The organism is Streptomyces sp. NPDC049837, assembly GCF_040674455.1.
GTDB lineage: Bacteria > Actinomycetota > Actinomycetes > Streptomycetales > Streptomycetaceae > Streptomyces.
In genome coordinates, this window is the sequence record NZ_JBFAMP010000003.1 from 223,658 (window position 1) to 238,634 (window position 14,977).

The following is a 14,977-nucleotide window of genomic DNA, read 5'->3' on the forward strand; positions in this document are numbered from 1 at the left end:
CGTCACTTCGAGACGTTGACGGCGGCCGGGGCGTCTTCAGCCAGCAGCTTGCCGTCCGACGTCTCGAACTGCTTCTTGAACGCGGCGATGGCGTCGGCGACGGCCGTGAGGGTGTCGTCGGACATCTTCGCGCCCTCGCGGATCGAGGTCATCAGCCCCTTGTGCTCGCGGTGCAGGTAGTCCAGCAGCTCCGACTCGAAGCGGCGGATGTCCGCGACCGGGACGTCGTCCATCTTGCCGGTGGTGCCGGCCCAGACGGAGACGACCTGGTTCTCGGTCGGCATCGGCTGGTACTGGGGCTGCTTCAGCAGCTCGACCATGCGCTTACCGCGCTCCAGCGAGGCCTTCGACGCGGCGTCCAGGTCGGAACCGAAGGCGGCGAACGCCTCCAGCTCACGGAACTGGGCGAGGTCCACGCGCAGCCGGCCGGAGACCTGGCGCATCGCCTTGTGCTGGGCGGAGCCACCGACACGGGAGACCGAGATACCGACGTTCAGGGCCGGGCGCTGACCGGCGTTGAACAGGTCGGACTCCAGGAAGCACTGGCCGTCGGTGATGGAGATGACGTTGGTGGGGATGAACGCCGAGACGTCGTTGGCCTTGGTCTCGACGATCGGCAGACCCGTCATCGAACCGGCGCCCATGTCGTCGGAGAGCTTGGCGCAGCGCTCCAGCAGACGCGAGTGCAGGTAGAAGACGTCACCCGGGTAGGCCTCGCGGCCCGGCGGGCGGCGCAGCAGGAGGGAGACGGCACGGTAGGCGTCGGCCTGCTTCGACAGGTCGTCGAAGATGATCAGGACGTGCTTGCCCTGGTACATCCAGTGCTGACCGATGGCGGAGCCGGTGTAGGGCGCCAGGTACTTGAAGCCGGCCGGGTCGGACGCCGGGGCGGCGACGATGGTCGTGTACTCCAGGGCACCGGCCTCCTCCAGCGCGCCGCGCACGGACGCGATGGTGGAGCCCTTCTGGCCGATGGCGACGTAGATGCAGCGGACCTGCTTCTTCGGGTCGCCCGAGCGCCAGTTGTCGCGCTGGTTGATGATCGTGTCGACGGCCAGGGCGGTCTTGCCGGTCTGACGGTCACCGATGATGAGCTGGCGCTGACCACGGCCGATCGGGGTCATGGCGTCGACGGCCTTGTAGCCGGTCTCCATCGGCTCGTGCACCGACTTGCGCTGCATGACCGTGGGTGCCTGCAGTTCGAGGGCACGACGTCCCTCGGTCGCGATCTCGCCGAGACCGTCGATCGGGTTGCCGAGCGGGTCGACGACCCGGCCCAGGTAACCCTCGCCGACAGCGACGGACAGGACCTCGCCGGTGCGGGTGACCGGCTGGCCCTCCTCGATGCCGCTGAACTCACCGAGGACAATGGCACCGATCTCGCGCTCCTCGAGGTTGAGGGCGAGGCCGAGGGTGCCGTCCTCGAACTTCAGCAGCTCGTTCGCCATGGTCGAGGGCAGACCCTCGACCTTCGCGATGCCGTCGCCGGCAAGGCTGACCGTACCGACCTCCTCGCGCGAGGCCGCGTCCGGCTTGTACGACTGGACAAAGTTCTCCAGCGCGTCCCGGATCTCCTCCGGCCGGATCGTGAGCTCCGCCATCTGGGTTCCCTGCTCTCCTTGTTGGGCCCGAAGTTTCTTTGGGGGATCTGGGGGCTCCCCCCAGAACTTCTGCATCCTCTGCACGGCCCAACCGGGCCGTAGGTAACGCTTGTTGAGTTGGTGCTGGTCAGCCGGCCAGACGCCGGGCAGCCTCGTCGAGGCGGCCTGCGACCGTGCCGTTGATGACCTCGTCGCCGACCCGCACCGAGATCCCGCCGAGGACCGTGGGGTCCACGTCCAGGTTCAGGTGCATCTGGCGGCCGTACAGCTTGGCCAGTACGGCGCCGAGGCGCTGCTTCTGCTGGTCGCTCAGCGGCACCGCCGAGGTGACGACCGCGACCATCCGGTCCCGGCGCGCCGCGGCGAGCTTGGACAGGGACTCGAGTCCCGCTTCCAGGCTACGTCCCCGGGGCTGGGTAACAAGACGGACGATCAGTCGCTCGGTGGCGGGGTTGGCCCTGCCGCCGAGCAGGCTGCGCAGCAGCTCGCCCTTGGCGGACACGGTGGCCGCCTTGTCGGTCAGCGCGGCCCGCAGCTCGGTGCTCGACTGGACGATCCGGCCGAACCGGAACAGCTCGTCCTCGACGTCGTCGAGCGCGCCGGCCTGCTGCGCCGCGGTGAGGTCCGCGGTGTTCGCCAGCTCCTCGAGGGAGTCGACGAGGTCACGCGAGTACGACCAGCGGGACCGGACCATGCCGGAGACCAGGTCGACGGCTTCCCCGCCCACCTGACCGCTCAGCAGTCGCGTGGCCAGGTCGGCCTTGGCCTCACCGGCCTGCGCCGGGTCGGTCAGGACCCGACGCAGCGACACCTCGCGGTCGAGCAGCGCGGTAACGGCGGCCAGCTCACCGGCGAGCTTCGCCACGTCGACCGACGTGTTGTCGGTCAGCGCGTCGAGACGCTCGCGCGCGGCAGCCAGTGCCTCGCGGCTCGCTCCGTTCATCGGGCGGCCTCGGCCTTCTCCTCGAGCTCGTCGAGGAAGCGGTCGATGGTGCGGCTCTGGCGGGCGACGTCCTCGAGGGACTCGCCGACCAGCTTGCCGGCCAGGTCGGTGGCGAGCTTGCCCACGTCCTGGCGCAGCGCGGTCGCCGCGGCCTTGCGGTCGGCCTCGATCTGGGCGTGGCCGGCCGCGATGATCTCCTCGCGCTGGCGCTGGCCTTCCGCCTTCATCTCCTGGATGATCGCGGTGCCCTGCTCCTGCGCCTCCTGACGCAGCCGCGCGGCCTCGTGGCGGGCCTCGGCGAGCTGAGCCTTGTACTGCTCCAGCACACTCTGGGCTTCGATCTGGGCCGACTCGGCCTTCTCGATGCCGCCCTCGATGGCCTCGCGGCGCTGCTCCAGAACCTTGTTGATGTTCGGGAGGAGCTTCTTGGCGAGGAAAGCGAAGACGATGACGAAGGCGATCAGGCCGATGACGAGCTCGTCGAGATGCGGGACGATAGGAGGCTGAGGCTCCTCCGCCGCCGCAAGGAACAGAGCGTTCACATCAGTGCCTTCCGTGAAAGGGGTTGGGCTGTCGGTTCCGGCTTACTGGAAGACGAAGCCCATGACGATGCCGATGAGGGCGAGCGCCTCACAGAAGGCGAAACCCATGATCTGGTTGGTACGGATCAGACCGGCCGCCTCGGGCTGGCGGGCGAGGGCCTGGGTGCCGTTACCGAAGATGATGCCGACGCCGACGCCGGGGCCGATGGCCGCGAGGCCGTAGCCAACAGCGTTCATGTTGCCGGAGACGGTGTTCTCGGCGGCGAGGGTCTGGAGAACGGACATGCCGGATCTTCCTTCTCTTTCAATGACCCGGTGGGGGTTGGCCACCGGATGACTGGGGGTCTTTAGGGAGGGGCTGGCTCAGTGGTGCTCGGAGAGCGCGCCCTGTACGTAGCTGCAGGCCAGGAGGACGAAGACGTACGCCTGGACGGCCTGGATGAAGAGCTCGAAGGCGGTCATCGCGACGACCATCACGAAGGAGGCACCGGCGTAGACGAAGCCGAACCCGTTCATCAGGTACCAGGTGGCCAGCGAGAACATCACGATCAGCATGTGGCCGGCGAACATGTTCGCGAAGAGCCGGACCGCGTGCGTGAAGGGCCGGATGATCAGGTTGGAGAGGAACTCCAGCGCCATGACCATCGGGAGGATCGGGCCGAGGTTCTTGTCGTAGCCGAGGATGTTCTTCCAGCCGCCCACGAAGCCGTGCTTCTTGAAGGTCAGGCTGACCCACATCACGTAGACGACCAGGGCGAGACCGGCCGGGAAGGCGATCAGCGAGGTGACCGGGAACTGGGCGAGCGGGATGATCGACCAGAGGTTCAGGATCCAGACGAAGAAGAACAGCGACACCATGAAGGGGACGTACTTCTCGCCGTCCTTCTTGCCGATGATCTCGTAGACGATGCCGCGACGGACGAAGTCGTACCCGGCCTCACCGATCATCTGCACCTTGCCCGGCACCAGCTTCGGCTTGGCGAAGGCGGCCCAGAAGAAGACAACGATCGCGATCGAACCCAGGAGGGCCAGCAGCATCGGCTTCGTGAACTCGAAGCCGGCCACGGTGGCGATGGGCTCGTACATGAACGTGTGGAGGCCCGGCGCCGGGAAGCCGCATGGGGTGAAGATGTGGCAGCTCGGGTCGAAGGCAAGCGTCTGGTCAGCACTCACCGCGGGCTCCTTCAGCGTGGCGCATAGGTACGGCAACCTCGTTGTGTCGGCGCGGCACGCAGCCGCGGTTCGGCACTGGACTGGTCTTACGGATGGGGGGGCGGCGGTTCGGCGTCGAGCCTCGCGCTGGGACAGGCGTCAGCTCGGATGGCCGCGCCCGCAGTGCCGCAGTTGGCACCGGACGATAGCAGCATCGCGAACGCGCGTTTATCCCGGCCCTACTCCTCACGTCGACGGCCCCGTCTTCTCGGGCTTCGAGCCCTTTTCGGAGGCGGGGTCCACGTAGAGGATCTTGGCCTTCATGTAGGCGCGGGCCTGGGCCGCGACCCAGACGATGGTCGCCGCGAGCAGCGTGAAGGCAAAGGCCTTGAAGTCGAACAGCGTGGTGTTCTTGAGCAAGGCCATGAACATGAACAGCAGTAGCAACTGAGCCATGTAGAGCATCAGACCCATGGCCTGGAAGAGCTGCGGCAGAGACTTGGCCGTCCGCTGGAGCACCACCAGCCCGATCCCCATGAAGAGGACGACCACGAGCGTGCCGGCCACGGCGCCGATCGCACCCTTGCCGCCGGCGACCACACCGCTCACCACGGTGGCGACAGCGCCGGTGGCGAGCGTGGGTACGGCGGCGTACAGCAGGGTGCGTGCGTCGTTGGACGGCATGGCGGCATCTCCGCTTGCTGGTGGGGGCAGTGGTGTCGTCATGGACGAGCGTAAGCCCGGTCCGAGGCGTGCTCTCGGGGGCCGAGGAACCGTCGCACTACGGTCCTTCGGCTCTGTCGCCGGGTCTCGTGAACGGTATCACAAACTATTTGATGAGGTCTTTACCCGGGGGTGTGCCAACTCTCACACATGAGAGTGACCCTGCGCGTGTGTGCAAGACAGCGGATCGGTTTGTCTGGTAAAGGAACCGGCTGGGCGGTTCGTCAACCGCGCGTTCCGGCCTTCCGCCGGTCGTGGAGCTCGGGAAGGGCGCTGAGGGCGGTCGCCCCGTTGACTCCCGCCGGGACGGGTACGCGCTCGGTCTCCTCCTCGTACGCGGGCGACGGCACCGCCTCGGCGGCCGCCGGCCGCACCTTCCGGCGGCGGTAGCGCGGCGGGACGAAGGCCTCCGCCCAGCGCGGGGCGCGCGGCGTGAAGCGCGGCAGCAACAGGAGCACCAGCCCGATCGCGCTCAGCGCGACGATCACCAGGACGATCCACATCGACGCCGAGTGCACCGAGTAGGCCAGCGTCCCGAAGGCGATCAGCGCCGACCAGAAGTACATGATCAGAACGGCGCGGCTGTGCGAGTGGCCGATCTCCAGCAGCCGGTGGTGCAGGTGCCCCCGGTCGGCCGCGAACGGCGACTGGCCGTTCCACGTCCGGCGCACGATCGCCAGCACCAGGTCGGCCACCGGGATCGCGATGATGGTCAGCGGCAGCAGCAGCGGGATGAACACCGGCAGCGCGGCGTGCGTGGCCTCACGGGTCGAGCCCTCGAAGATCTTCAGCGCGTCGGGGTCGACCTGGCCGGTGATCGAGATCGCGGAGGCGGCCAGCACCAGGCCGATCAGCATCGAGCCGGAGTCGCCCATGAAGATCCGCGCCGGGTGCATGTTGTGCGGCAGGAAGCCCAGGCACATGCCCATCAGGATCACCGCGAACAGCGTCGCCGGGGCGGCGGCCTCGATGGTGAAGCCGTACCAGATGCGATACGCGTACAGGAAGAACGCGGCGGCGGCGATGCACACCATGCCGGCGGCCAGGCCGTCGAGGCCGTCCACGAAGTTCACCGCGTTGATGGTGATGACGACCAGGGCGACGGTCAGCAGCGTGCCCTGCCACTGCGTCAGGGCGACCGTGCCGATGCCCGGGATGGGCAGCCACAGGATCGTCAGACCCTGCATGACCATCACGCCCGCGGCGATCATCTGGCCGCCGAGCTTGATCAGGGCGTCGATCTCGAACTTGTCGTCCAGGACGCCGATCAGCCAGATCAGGGCGGCGCCGGAGAGCAGCGCGCGTGGCTCGTTGGACAGCTCGAAGACGCTGTTGAGGTTCGTCAGGTGGTCCGCGACCAGCAGCCCCGCGCACAGCCCGAAGAACATGGCGATGCCGCCGAGCCGTGGCGTCGGTTCTCGGTGCACGTCGCGGGCGCGGATCTCCGGCATCGCTCCGGCCGCGATGGCGAACTTCCGCACCGGACCGGTCAGCAGATAGGTCACCGCGGCCGTGACACAGAGCGTCAGCAGGTAATCACGCACGGGCTGCCCCACAGGAATCGCTGGCCATCTCAGCCCCACACCCTAGCTCTGCCGTCCCCATGCTTGAGGACACACGTCCGCCGCGGACGGTTGCACGGCCGCTCTTCTACCCCCGATACGGTGGAAATCGCTCGGCCAGTTCACGTACCTCGGTACGGACTTTCCCGGCCACTTCGTCGCCTTCCTGGAGCGCCGCCGTGAACAGGGCGGCGATCCGCTCCATGTCCGTGGCGCCCATGCCCTGGGTCGTCACGGCGGCCGTGCCCAGCCGGATGCCGCGCCCGTCCCCGTACGGCAGGGCGCAGGTGTCCAGCACGATGCCGGCGGCGGCGAGGCGGGCCTTGGCGGCGCGCCCGTCGATGCCCAGGGGCGTCGGGTCGGCGGTGATCAGGTGGGTGTCGGTGCCGCCGGTGGTGATGGCGAAGCCCTCCTGGGCGAGCGCGTCGGCCAGCGCGCGGGCGTTGGCGACCACCCGATGGGTGTACGCCGCGAACTCGGGCGTCGCCGCCTCGCCGAACGCCACCGCCTTGGCGGCGATCGTGTGCATCTGGGCGCCGCCCTGCGTGAACGGGAACACCGCCCGGTCGATGCGCTCCGCGAGCTCGCTCCCGCACAGCAGCAGCCCGCCGCGCGGTCCGCGCAGCACCTTGTGCGTGGTCGCGCAGACGACGTCGGCGTACGGCACGGGGTTGGGCGCGGCCCCGCCCGCGACGAGCCCGATCGGGTGAGCCGCGTCGGCGATCAGACACGCCCCGACCTCGTCGGCGATCTCGCGGAACTCGGCGTAGTCGATGTGCCGGGGGTACGAGATCGAGCCACATACGATCGCCTTCGGCTTGTGCTCGTGCGCCAGTACCCGCACCTGCTCGTAGTCGATGAGCCCGGACTCGGCGTCCACGCCGTACGGGACGAAGTCGAACCAGCGGCCGGAGAAGTTCGCCGGCGACCCGTGCGTCAGGTGCCCGCCGTACGCCAGGCCCATCGCCAGCACGGTGTCCCCCGGCCGCAGCAGCGCCGCGTACGCCGCGAGGACGGCGGAGGAGCCCGAGTGGGCCTGCACGTTCGCGTGATCGGCCCCGAACAGCGCGGTGGCCCGCTGCACGGCGATCCGCTCGGCCGCGTCCACGTACGCGCACCCACCGTGGTACCGGGCGCCGGGGTACCCCTCGGCGTACTTGTTGGCGAGCGGCGACCCGAGCGCGGCCAGCACGGCGGGCGAGGCGAAGTTCTCGGCTGCGATCAACTGCAGGCTGTCGGCCTGCCGCCGCTCCTCCCCCGCCAGCACGTCGGCGATCTCGGGATCCTGCCGTCGCAGGGCATCGACGTCACGCACATCGGCGGCAGCAGCGGTGACCGGCATCAGTGGCTCCATGCGTGGGCGGGCCCCGTCACACCCAATGTAGGCCCGGCCCGGCCTCACCGCCGCGCGGGAACGCCCCTCAGCGCTTGGCCGAGACCCCAGTCAACGCCGTGACCACCGGGTCCAGGGCCTGCTGGATCTCGTCGCCGATGGAGCGGAAGAACGTGATCGGGGCGCCGTAGGGGTCGTTGACCTCGTCCGCTTCCGCGCTGGGGGCGAGGAGCCAGCCGCGGAGGGCGGCGGCGGCGCGGACCAGGGCGCGGGCGCGTTCGACCATGCCGTCGCTGAGCGGGTCCGGGAGAGTGGCCGGATCTATCGCCCGTACGAGGCGGGTGAACTCCTTCAGGGTGAACGTGCGGAGGCCCGCGCTGTGGCCCATCGAGATGACCTGGGCGCGGTGGTCGCGGGTCGCCGTCAGGACCAGGTCGGCGCGGATGACGTGCTCGTCGAGCAGCTCACGGCCGACGAAGCCGCTCGCGTCCGCGCCGAAGTCGGCGAGGACGATCTCGGCGTTGGCCTCCATGGGGGCGCCCTCGTGGCCCCAGGTGCCGGCGCTTTCCACGATCAGGCCGCCGCCCATCGGGTCGCCCAGGCGGTCGCACAGGGCATGGCGGGTCAGCCGCTCGGTGATGGGCGAGCGGCAGACGTTGCCGGTGCTGACGTGGAGGATGCGGAACGAGCTCTCCGTGCCTATGCCACGCCCCTCAGGGGCGGTCAATTGGCCACCTCGAGGTCGGGTACCACCTTGCGCAGCTCCTCCACGGACAGGGCGCCCGCGCGCAGCAGAACCGGGACCTTGCCGGTGACGTCCACGATCGACGACGGGACGATGCCCGGCGTCGGGCCGCCGTCCAGGTACACGGAGACCGAGTCGCCGAGCATGCCCTGCGCGGCGTCGCAGTCCTCCGGCGCGGGGTGGCCGGTCAGGTTGGCCGACGAGACGGCCATCGGGCCGACCTCGGTGAGCAGCTCGATGGCGACCGGGTGCAGCGGCATCCGGATCGCGACGGTGCCGCGCGTGTCGCCGAGGTCCCACTGGAGCGACGGCTGGTGCCGGGCGACCAGCGTCAGGGCGCCCGGCCAGAAGGCGTCGACGAGCTCCCACGCCTGCTCGGAGAAGTCCGTGACGAGGCCGTGCAGGGTGTTCGGGGAGCCGATCAGGACAGGGGTGGGCATATTGCGGCCGCGCCCCTTGGCCTCCAGCAGGTCCGCGACGGCTTCCGGGCTGAAGGCGTCCGCACCGATCCCGTACACGGTGTCGGTGGGCAGGACGACGAGCTCGCCGCGGCGGACGGCGGACGCGGCCTCACGAAGGCCCGTCGTGCGATCGGTCGCGTCGTTGCAGTCGTATCGCCGTGCCATCAGCGGGCCTCCTCGTACACGTTCTCGTACACGTTCTTCGTCATGGCATCGCCTTGCGCGCGGTCGCGAAGCGCGGGCGGTTGTTCAGGTCGGGGTGGTCGGCGGCGTCCGCCCAGCCGGCCTCCTCGTTGAAGATCCACGGCACCTGGCCGCCCTGGGTGTCGGCGTGCTCGACGACGACGAGGCCGCCGGGGCGCAGCAGCCGGTGGGCGGTGCGTTCGATGCCGCGGATGGTGTCGAGGCCGTCCTCGCCGGAGAAGAGCGCCATCTCCGGGTCGTGGTCGCGGGCCTCGGGCGCGACGTACTCCCACTCGGTGAGGGGGATGTACGGGGGGTTGGAGATGACCAGGTCGACCTGGCCGTCGAGCTCGGGGAGCGCCGTCAGGGCGTCGCCCTGGTGGACGGTGACCCTGGACCCCTCGGCGTTCTTGCGGGTCCACACCAGCGCGTCCTCGGACAGCTCCACGGCGTGCACGCGCGAGCGCGGCACCTCCTGGGCCATGGCGAGCGCGATGGCGCCCGAGCCGGAGCACAGGTCGACGATCAGCGGCTCGACGACGTCCATCGCCCGGACGGCGTCTATGGCCCACCCGACGACCGACTCGGTCTCGGGACGCGGCACGAAGACACCGGGGCCGACCTGGAGTTCCAGGTAGCGGAAGAACGCCCGCCCGGTGATGTGCTGGAGCGGCTCGCGGGCCTCGCGGCGGGCGACGGCCTCCCAGTAGCGGGCGTCGAAGTCCGCGTCCTTGACGTTGTGCAGCTCTCCCCGCTTGACGCCGTGCACGAACGCGGCGAGCTCCTCCGCGTCGAAGCGCGGTGACGGCACGCCGGCGTCGGCCAGCCGCTGGGTGGCCTGGGCCACCTCGGCAAGCAGCAGGTTCACGCTGGTCCTCCGGGCTGGGCGGGTTGCTGTATTACTCCGGTACTACTGCGGTGTTACTGCGCGGCGGCGAGCTTCGCGGCGGAGTCGGCGTCGACACACGCCTGGATCACCGCGTCGAGCTCCCCGTCGAGCACCTGGTCCAAGTTGTACGCCTTGAAGCCGACCCGGTGGTCCGAGATCCGGTTTTCCGGGAAGTTGTACGTCCGGATCTTCTCGGACCGGTCGACCGTGCGCACCTGGCTGCGGCGCGCGTCGGCGGCGTTCCTCTCGGCCTCCTCCTGGGCGGCGGCGAGCAGCCTGGAGCGCAGGATACGCATGGCCTGCTCCTTGTTCTGGAGCTGGCTCTTCTCGTTCTGGCAGGAGGCGACGATGCCGGTCGGCAGGTGGGTGATGCGTACGGCGGAGTCGGTGGTGTTGACGGACTGGCCGCCGGGGCCGGAGGACCGGTAGACGTCGATACGCAGGTCGTTGGCGTGGATCTCGACGTCGATCTCCTCGGCCTCGGGCGTCACCAGGACACCGGCGGCGGAGGTGTGGATACGGCCCTGCGACTCGGTGGCGGGCACGCGCTGCACGCGGTGCACCCCGCCCTCGTACTTCAGCCGTGCCCAGACGCCCTGGCCGGGCTCGGTGGCGCCGTTGCCGCCCTTGGTCTTCACGGCGACCTGGACGTCCTTGTAGCCGCCGAGCTCGGACTCGGTGGCGTCGATGATCTCGGTCTTCCAGCCGACGCGCTCGGCGTACCGCAGGTACATGCGCAGCAGGTCGCCGGCGAACAGGGCGGACTCGTCGCCGCCCGCGCCCGCCTTGATCTCCAGGATGACGTCCTTGTCGTCGCTGGGGTCGCGCGGGACGAGCAGCAGCCGCAGTTTGTCGGTCAGCTCCTCGCGCTGCTTCTCCAGCTCCTTGACCTCGGCGGCGAAGTCGGGGTCGGCGGCGGCGAACTCGCGGGCCGTCTCGATGTCCTCGCCGGTCTGCTTCCAGGAGCGGTACGTGGCGACGATGGGGGTCAGCTCGGCGTAGCGCTTGTTGAGCTTGCGGGCGTTGGCCTGATCGGCGTGGACCGACGGGTCGGCAAGCTTCTTCTCGAGATCGGCGTGCTCGCCGATCAGTTCCTCGACCGCCTCGAACATCGGGGGCTCCTGGTTTCGCGAAATGGCTGCTGTGGAAGACGGCAAAGCGCCGGTCCCGGCCACCCCGACACGCGGGGCGGCCGGAGACCGGCGCAGTGGCTCGCTACTTGGCGGAGCCGGCAGCCTTCTTGCCGAAGCGGGCCTCGAAGCGGGCCACACGGCCACCGGTGTCGAGGATCTTCTGCTTGCCCGTGTAGAACGGGTGGCACTCGGAGCAGACCTCGGCACGGATGGTGCCGCCCTGGATCGTGCTACGGGTGGTGAACGACGCGCCACAGGTGCAGCTCACCTGCGTCTCGACGTACTCGGGGTGGATGTCGCGCTTCAAGGTGTCTCCTAGTTTCGGGAGGGCACCGGGTCGCACGTGCGGGATGCACGGGCGTGAACCGGGGCCGACGTACCAGTCTGCCAGGACCGGCCGCATCTCCCAAAACCGGGGGGTGGCCGGATCTATTCCGGCTGCCCGGCCGGCTACCTGACCACCCCGTCGGCCTGCCCCTTGGCGGCGTCCGCGGTGGCGGAGGCGGGGATCGGCCTGTCGGCCTTGAGGGCGGCCCACACCTGCTGGGACTGGGCCTTCAGCGGTATGACGCGGTTGAGGTTTGCGGGGTCGTACTGGACCGGCAGCGTGATCATGTGGACGTCGTCGGCCCCGAGCTGCTTGAGTCCGCCGGCGAAGTCGGCGAGCTCCTTGACGGAGTCGAGCTCGGAGTCGGGCGTGATCGCCTTGGTGGCGGTGTCGGCGAGGTCCCACAGCTTCTTGGGGCTGGTGAAGACGCCGACGCTCTTGGCCTGCTCGATGAAGGCCTTCATGAACGCCTGCTGGAGCTGTATTCGGCCGAGGTCGCTGCCGTCGCCGACGCCCTTGCGGGTGCGCACGAGGCCGAGGGCCTGCTCGCCGCCGAGCGTGTGGGTGCCGGCGGGCAGGTCGAGGCGGCTGCTCCTGTCGGTGATCGGCTTGGTGGTGGTGATCTCCACGCCGCCGAGCTCGTCGATGAGCTTCTTGAAGCCGGTGAAGTCGACCTCGATGTAGTGGTCCATGCGGATGCCGGACATCTTCTCGACCGTCTTCACCGCGCAGGCCGGGCCGCCGACCTCGTACGCCGTGTTGAACATGGCCTTGCGCCGGCCGGGCACGTTCGCGCCGGTCTTGTCGGTGCAGTCGGGCCGCTCGATGATCGTGTCACGCGGTACGGAGACGACGCTGGCCTTCTTGTGGCCCTCGTACAGGTGCAGGATCATCGCGGTGTCGGAGCGGGCGGCGCCCTCGTCCCTGCCGTACTCGCCGTTGGCGCCGGAGCGGGTGTCCGAGCCGAGGACCAGGATGTCCATGGAGCCGTTGTCGACGTTCTGCGGGCGGTCGTCGTCGCGCAGTTGGGCGTTGATGTCGACGCTGTCGATGTTGCCGTTGAGCGTGAAGTACGCGTAACCGAGCCCGCACCCGCCGACCAGGACCACTCCGGCGGCCGACCAGGCGGCGACGGTGAGCGCCCGGCGGCCCTTGCCGGGCTGACGGCGGCGGCGTCCGGTGGCACGTATTCGGCTGGTCTTGCTGCCCTGCTCGGCCATGTTCTCCTCAGTCCTCGCTGGTTCCGCTACCCCCGGGCGCAGTGATCAGGCACTGTCGGCCTGTCAGACGGGGAGGCGGCCCAAAGGGTTGCACGGCCGGCTGAGAGGTCCTTGAGAACGCGCTGTGCCCACCGCGCGTTCGCGCGATGGGCACAGACCGTGTTTCACCTGCGGTTTTCCAAGGACCGGGGGCCCGGGGCGGCTCGTGGGAGAACCGCCCCGGACGTGGCGAACATCGCATGCTCCCGGCCCTCGGGGCGTCGGTCAGCCGAGGAGGTTGTACGCCTGCCAGCCGGTGCCGAAGTCCTTGCGGGCGAGGAACCCGCCCCTGCCGTTGCCCGGGTACAGCCAGAGCTTGCCGGCCGTGTCGCGGGCCAGGACGTCGGCGACGCCGTCGCTGTTGACGTCACCGGTGGTGGCCAGGGCGTTCATGGAGCCGAAGGCGGCGACCAGGACGGGCGCGGACCACGGCTTGGTGGCGACGCCGGTGCCCTTGTACAGGTAGGTCTTGCCGTCCGTGGCGCGGGCGAACATGTCGGCCTTGCCGTCGTTGGTGAAGTCGCCGTGGCCGCGGATCATCGTGAACTTGCCCCAGCCGGTGCCGACGCTGATCGGCGTACCGAAGGCGCCGGTGCCGCGGCCCGGGTAGACGCGCATGGTGCCGACGGAGTCGACCGCGACCATGTCGGGCAGCTCGTCACCGGTGACGTCACCGGGGGTGAGGATCGCCTTGTGCTTGCCCCAGCCCTTGGCAATGAGCTTGGACTGCCACTCGTTGGCTGCGATGGAGTAGTGGTCCCAGTAGACGTCACCGTTGTAGCGGTTCAGCACGTCCGTGAGGCTGTCGCGGTCCAGGTCATTCTGGAGCGCCAGGGTGAAGCCGCCGAAGTAGCCGAGGTTCTGCGTACGGCTCAGCGAGGTGATCTTCGAGGTCCAGCCGAACAGGGTGGAGTCCGAGGTGCGGCGGGCCAGCAGGTCCGCGGCGTGGTCGCCGTTCCAGTTGGCGTCGTCGACCCGGGACTGGACCGGCGCCGAGTACGTGGAGACCTTCGCGTACACGCCGTACTTGCCGGCGGCCGAACAGTCGATGTCACCCCACGAGACGACGCCGACGAGCTTGCCTCCGACGACGAGCGGGCCGCCGGAGTCACCGTTGCAGGTGGTCTCGCTGGTCTCGTCACTTCCGGTGGGCGGGTCGCCGGCGCACAGCATGTGGCCCTTGACGAAGCCCTCCGGGTAGGCGGCGGCGCAGTTCGTGTCCGAGACGGTGTCGGCGTCGGCGACCTTCAGGGTCTGGGAGGCGCTGTCCGGCTCCGTGGAGCTGGTGCGGCCCCAGCCGTACACCTTGCCGTCCAGGCCCGCCTGGTACAGGGCGCCGTCCGTCGGCTGCGCGAGCGGCAGCGGCCGGGCAGTGGTGGGCGTGTCCAGCGTCAGCACGGCCACGTCGTTGTCGAGCGTGTAGTCGCTGTACTGCGGGTGGTGCCACTGACGGGAGACGCCGTGGGGCGTGCCGCCGTGCAGGTCCTCACCGGTGGGGAGCTGGTCGGTACCGGTGATGACGACACCGTCCGTGTACCACTTGATGCCCTTGACGCAGTGGGCGGCGGTGAGGATCTTCGTCGGTGCGATCACCGTGCCGCCGCAGAAGTAACCGGCACCGGTGCTGTCCCAGAAGTGGAGCTGTGCCATCCAGGGCGCGGTGGAGATGGTGGTCTCCTGGCCGCCGATGATGCGGGCGCTCGGCGCGCTGTCGGAGCTGCTGCCGGCCTCCGGCTCCTTGCCGAGGCTGCGCGCGCTGCGCTCGTCGGCCTTCATGGCCTTGGCCGCCCGCTGGGCCAGCTCCTCCTTCGAGACCGTGTCGCCGGTCGCCGGCGGCGCCACGCTGATGCGCGGGGCCTCGTTCGCTTCGGCGGAGTCCGAGCCGGTGACGGCGATGCCCGCCCCCACCAGTGCGACGACTGCGGCCGCGGCCGGCAGCGCGATGGTCATACGGCGCCGGTGCCGGCCGCCGCGCGTGCGTATCTGCACTGAGTAAACCCCTTGGGTCGACCCGGCGCAGCGCGACCGCCACGCCGGAAGAATCCATGACGATGGCGGGGCATGGCTGGTGTACGGGCAGCACGCCGGAAAACCCCCCTGGCCTCGGCTCGTGCTGCGCGGCG

15 protein-coding genes are annotated in these 14,977 nt (G+C 69.6%); all 15 read right to left on the reverse strand.

What is annotated here, in order from left to right; genetic code table 11:
* Nucleotides 1–2: 2 nt before the first annotated feature.
* The 15 genes from atpA to AB0J57_RS09010 all read right to left on the reverse strand — a co-directional run bounded on the left by atpA (nucleotide 3) and on the right by AB0J57_RS09010 (nucleotide 14,843).
* Nucleotides 3–1,601 (reverse strand): F0F1 ATP synthase subunit alpha, encoded by a 1,599-nt coding sequence (atpA, locus tag AB0J57_RS08940; RefSeq protein ID WP_366127350.1) that lies wholly within the window; start codon nucleotides 1,599–1,601, stop codon nucleotides 3–5.
* Nucleotides 1,602–1,728: 127 nt separating this feature from the next.
* Nucleotides 1,729–2,544: a F0F1 ATP synthase subunit delta gene (locus tag AB0J57_RS08945; protein ID WP_366127351.1), complete on the reverse strand. Its 816-nt coding sequence runs from the start codon at nucleotides 2,542–2,544 to the stop codon at nucleotides 1,729–1,731.
* Entirely contained in the window at nucleotides 2,541–3,086 is a 546-nt protein-coding gene (locus AB0J57_RS08950; protein WP_366127352.1) for a F0F1 ATP synthase subunit B, read from the reverse strand. The genes AB0J57_RS08945 and AB0J57_RS08950 overlap by 4 nt, the downstream gene beginning before the upstream one ends.
* A gap of 42 nt (nucleotides 3,087–3,128) precedes the next feature.
* Entirely contained in the window at nucleotides 3,129–3,371 is a 243-nt protein-coding gene (atpE, locus tag AB0J57_RS08955; RefSeq protein WP_290111532.1) for an ATP synthase F0 subunit C, read from the reverse strand.
* 78 nt (nucleotides 3,372–3,449) lie between these two features.
* Nucleotides 3,450–4,259 carry a F0F1 ATP synthase subunit A gene (gene atpB, locus AB0J57_RS08960; protein ID WP_366127353.1) on the reverse strand — a complete coding sequence of 270 codons (810 nt, stop codon included), beginning with the start codon at nucleotides 4,257–4,259 and terminating at the stop codon, nucleotides 3,450–3,452.
* A gap of 225 nt (nucleotides 4,260–4,484) precedes the next feature.
* A complete protein-coding gene (locus AB0J57_RS08965; protein WP_366127354.1) occupies nucleotides 4,485–4,922 on the reverse strand; it encodes a hypothetical protein in 438 nt (145 codons plus the stop codon).
* 263 nt (nucleotides 4,923–5,185) lie between these two features.
* Nucleotides 5,186–6,505, reverse strand: a complete 1,320-nt coding sequence (locus AB0J57_RS08970; protein WP_366127355.1) for an undecaprenyl/decaprenyl-phosphate alpha-N-acetylglucosaminyl 1-phosphate transferase — start codon at nucleotides 6,503–6,505, stop codon at nucleotides 5,186–5,188.
* A 106-nt stretch (nucleotides 6,506–6,611) separates the two neighbouring features.
* Nucleotides 6,612–7,865: a serine hydroxymethyltransferase gene (gene glyA, locus AB0J57_RS08975; protein WP_366127356.1), complete on the reverse strand. Its 1,254-nt coding sequence runs from the start codon at nucleotides 7,863–7,865 to the stop codon at nucleotides 6,612–6,614.
* Between the two features lie 79 nt (nucleotides 7,866–7,944).
* Nucleotides 7,945–8,583, reverse strand: coding sequence for a protein-tyrosine-phosphatase (locus tag AB0J57_RS08980; RefSeq protein ID WP_366127357.1), 639 nt, complete (start codon nucleotides 8,581–8,583; stop codon nucleotides 7,945–7,947).
* Nucleotides 8,580–9,227 carry an L-threonylcarbamoyladenylate synthase gene (locus AB0J57_RS08985; protein WP_366127358.1) on the reverse strand — a complete coding sequence of 216 codons (648 nt, stop codon included), beginning with the start codon at nucleotides 9,225–9,227 and terminating at the stop codon, nucleotides 8,580–8,582. The genes AB0J57_RS08980 and AB0J57_RS08985 overlap by 4 nt, the downstream gene beginning before the upstream one ends.
* 40 nt (nucleotides 9,228–9,267) lie before the next feature.
* Nucleotides 9,268–10,113 carry a peptide chain release factor N(5)-glutamine methyltransferase gene (prmC, locus tag AB0J57_RS08990; RefSeq protein ID WP_366127359.1) on the reverse strand — a complete coding sequence of 282 codons (846 nt, stop codon included), beginning with the start codon at nucleotides 10,111–10,113 and terminating at the stop codon, nucleotides 9,268–9,270.
* Between the two features lie 53 nt (nucleotides 10,114–10,166).
* A complete protein-coding gene (prfA, locus tag AB0J57_RS08995; RefSeq protein WP_366127360.1) occupies nucleotides 10,167–11,246 on the reverse strand; it encodes a peptide chain release factor 1 in 1,080 nt (359 codons plus the stop codon).
* Between the two features lie 103 nt (nucleotides 11,247–11,349).
* Nucleotides 11,350–11,574: a 50S ribosomal protein L31 gene (gene rpmE, locus AB0J57_RS09000; RefSeq protein WP_126883229.1), complete on the reverse strand. Its 225-nt coding sequence runs from the start codon at nucleotides 11,572–11,574 to the stop codon at nucleotides 11,350–11,352.
* A 143-nt stretch (nucleotides 11,575–11,717) separates the two neighbouring features.
* Nucleotides 11,718–12,815 carry an LCP family protein gene (locus AB0J57_RS09005; RefSeq protein ID WP_366127361.1) on the reverse strand — a complete coding sequence of 366 codons (1,098 nt, stop codon included), beginning with the start codon at nucleotides 12,813–12,815 and terminating at the stop codon, nucleotides 11,718–11,720.
* A 264-nt stretch (nucleotides 12,816–13,079) separates the two neighbouring features.
* Nucleotides 13,080–14,843, reverse strand: a complete 1,764-nt coding sequence (locus tag AB0J57_RS09010) for a trypsin-like serine protease (protein ID WP_366127362.1) — start codon at nucleotides 14,841–14,843, stop codon at nucleotides 13,080–13,082.
* Nucleotides 14,844–14,977 lie beyond the last annotated feature (134 nt).

Coding starts and splice junctions, on each gene's coding strand:
- AB0J57_RS08985 (WP_366127358.1), bottom strand. CDS start 9,227: ATGGCACGGCGATACGACTGCAACGACGCGACCGATCGCACGACGGGC.
- atpA (WP_366127350.1), bottom strand. CDS start 1,601: ATGGCGGAGCTCACGATCCGGCCGGAGGAGATCCGGGACGCGCTGGAG.
- AB0J57_RS08945 (WP_366127351.1), bottom strand. CDS start 2,544: ATGAACGGAGCGAGCCGCGAGGCACTGGCTGCCGCGCGCGAGCGTCTC.
- AB0J57_RS08965 (WP_366127354.1), bottom strand. CDS start 4,922: ATGCCGTCCAACGACGCACGCACCCTGCTGTACGCCGCCGTACCCACG.
- atpE (WP_290111532.1), bottom strand. CDS start 3,371: ATGTCCGTTCTCCAGACCCTCGCCGCCGAGAACACCGTCTCCGGCAAC.
- prfA (WP_366127360.1), bottom strand. CDS start 11,246: ATGTTCGAGGCGGTCGAGGAACTGATCGGCGAGCACGCCGATCTCGAG.
- AB0J57_RS09005 (WP_366127361.1), bottom strand. CDS start 12,815: ATGGCCGAGCAGGGCAGCAAGACCAGCCGAATACGTGCCACCGGACGC.
- glyA (WP_366127356.1), bottom strand. CDS start 7,865: ATGCCGGTCACCGCTGCTGCCGCCGATGTGCGTGACGTCGATGCCCTG.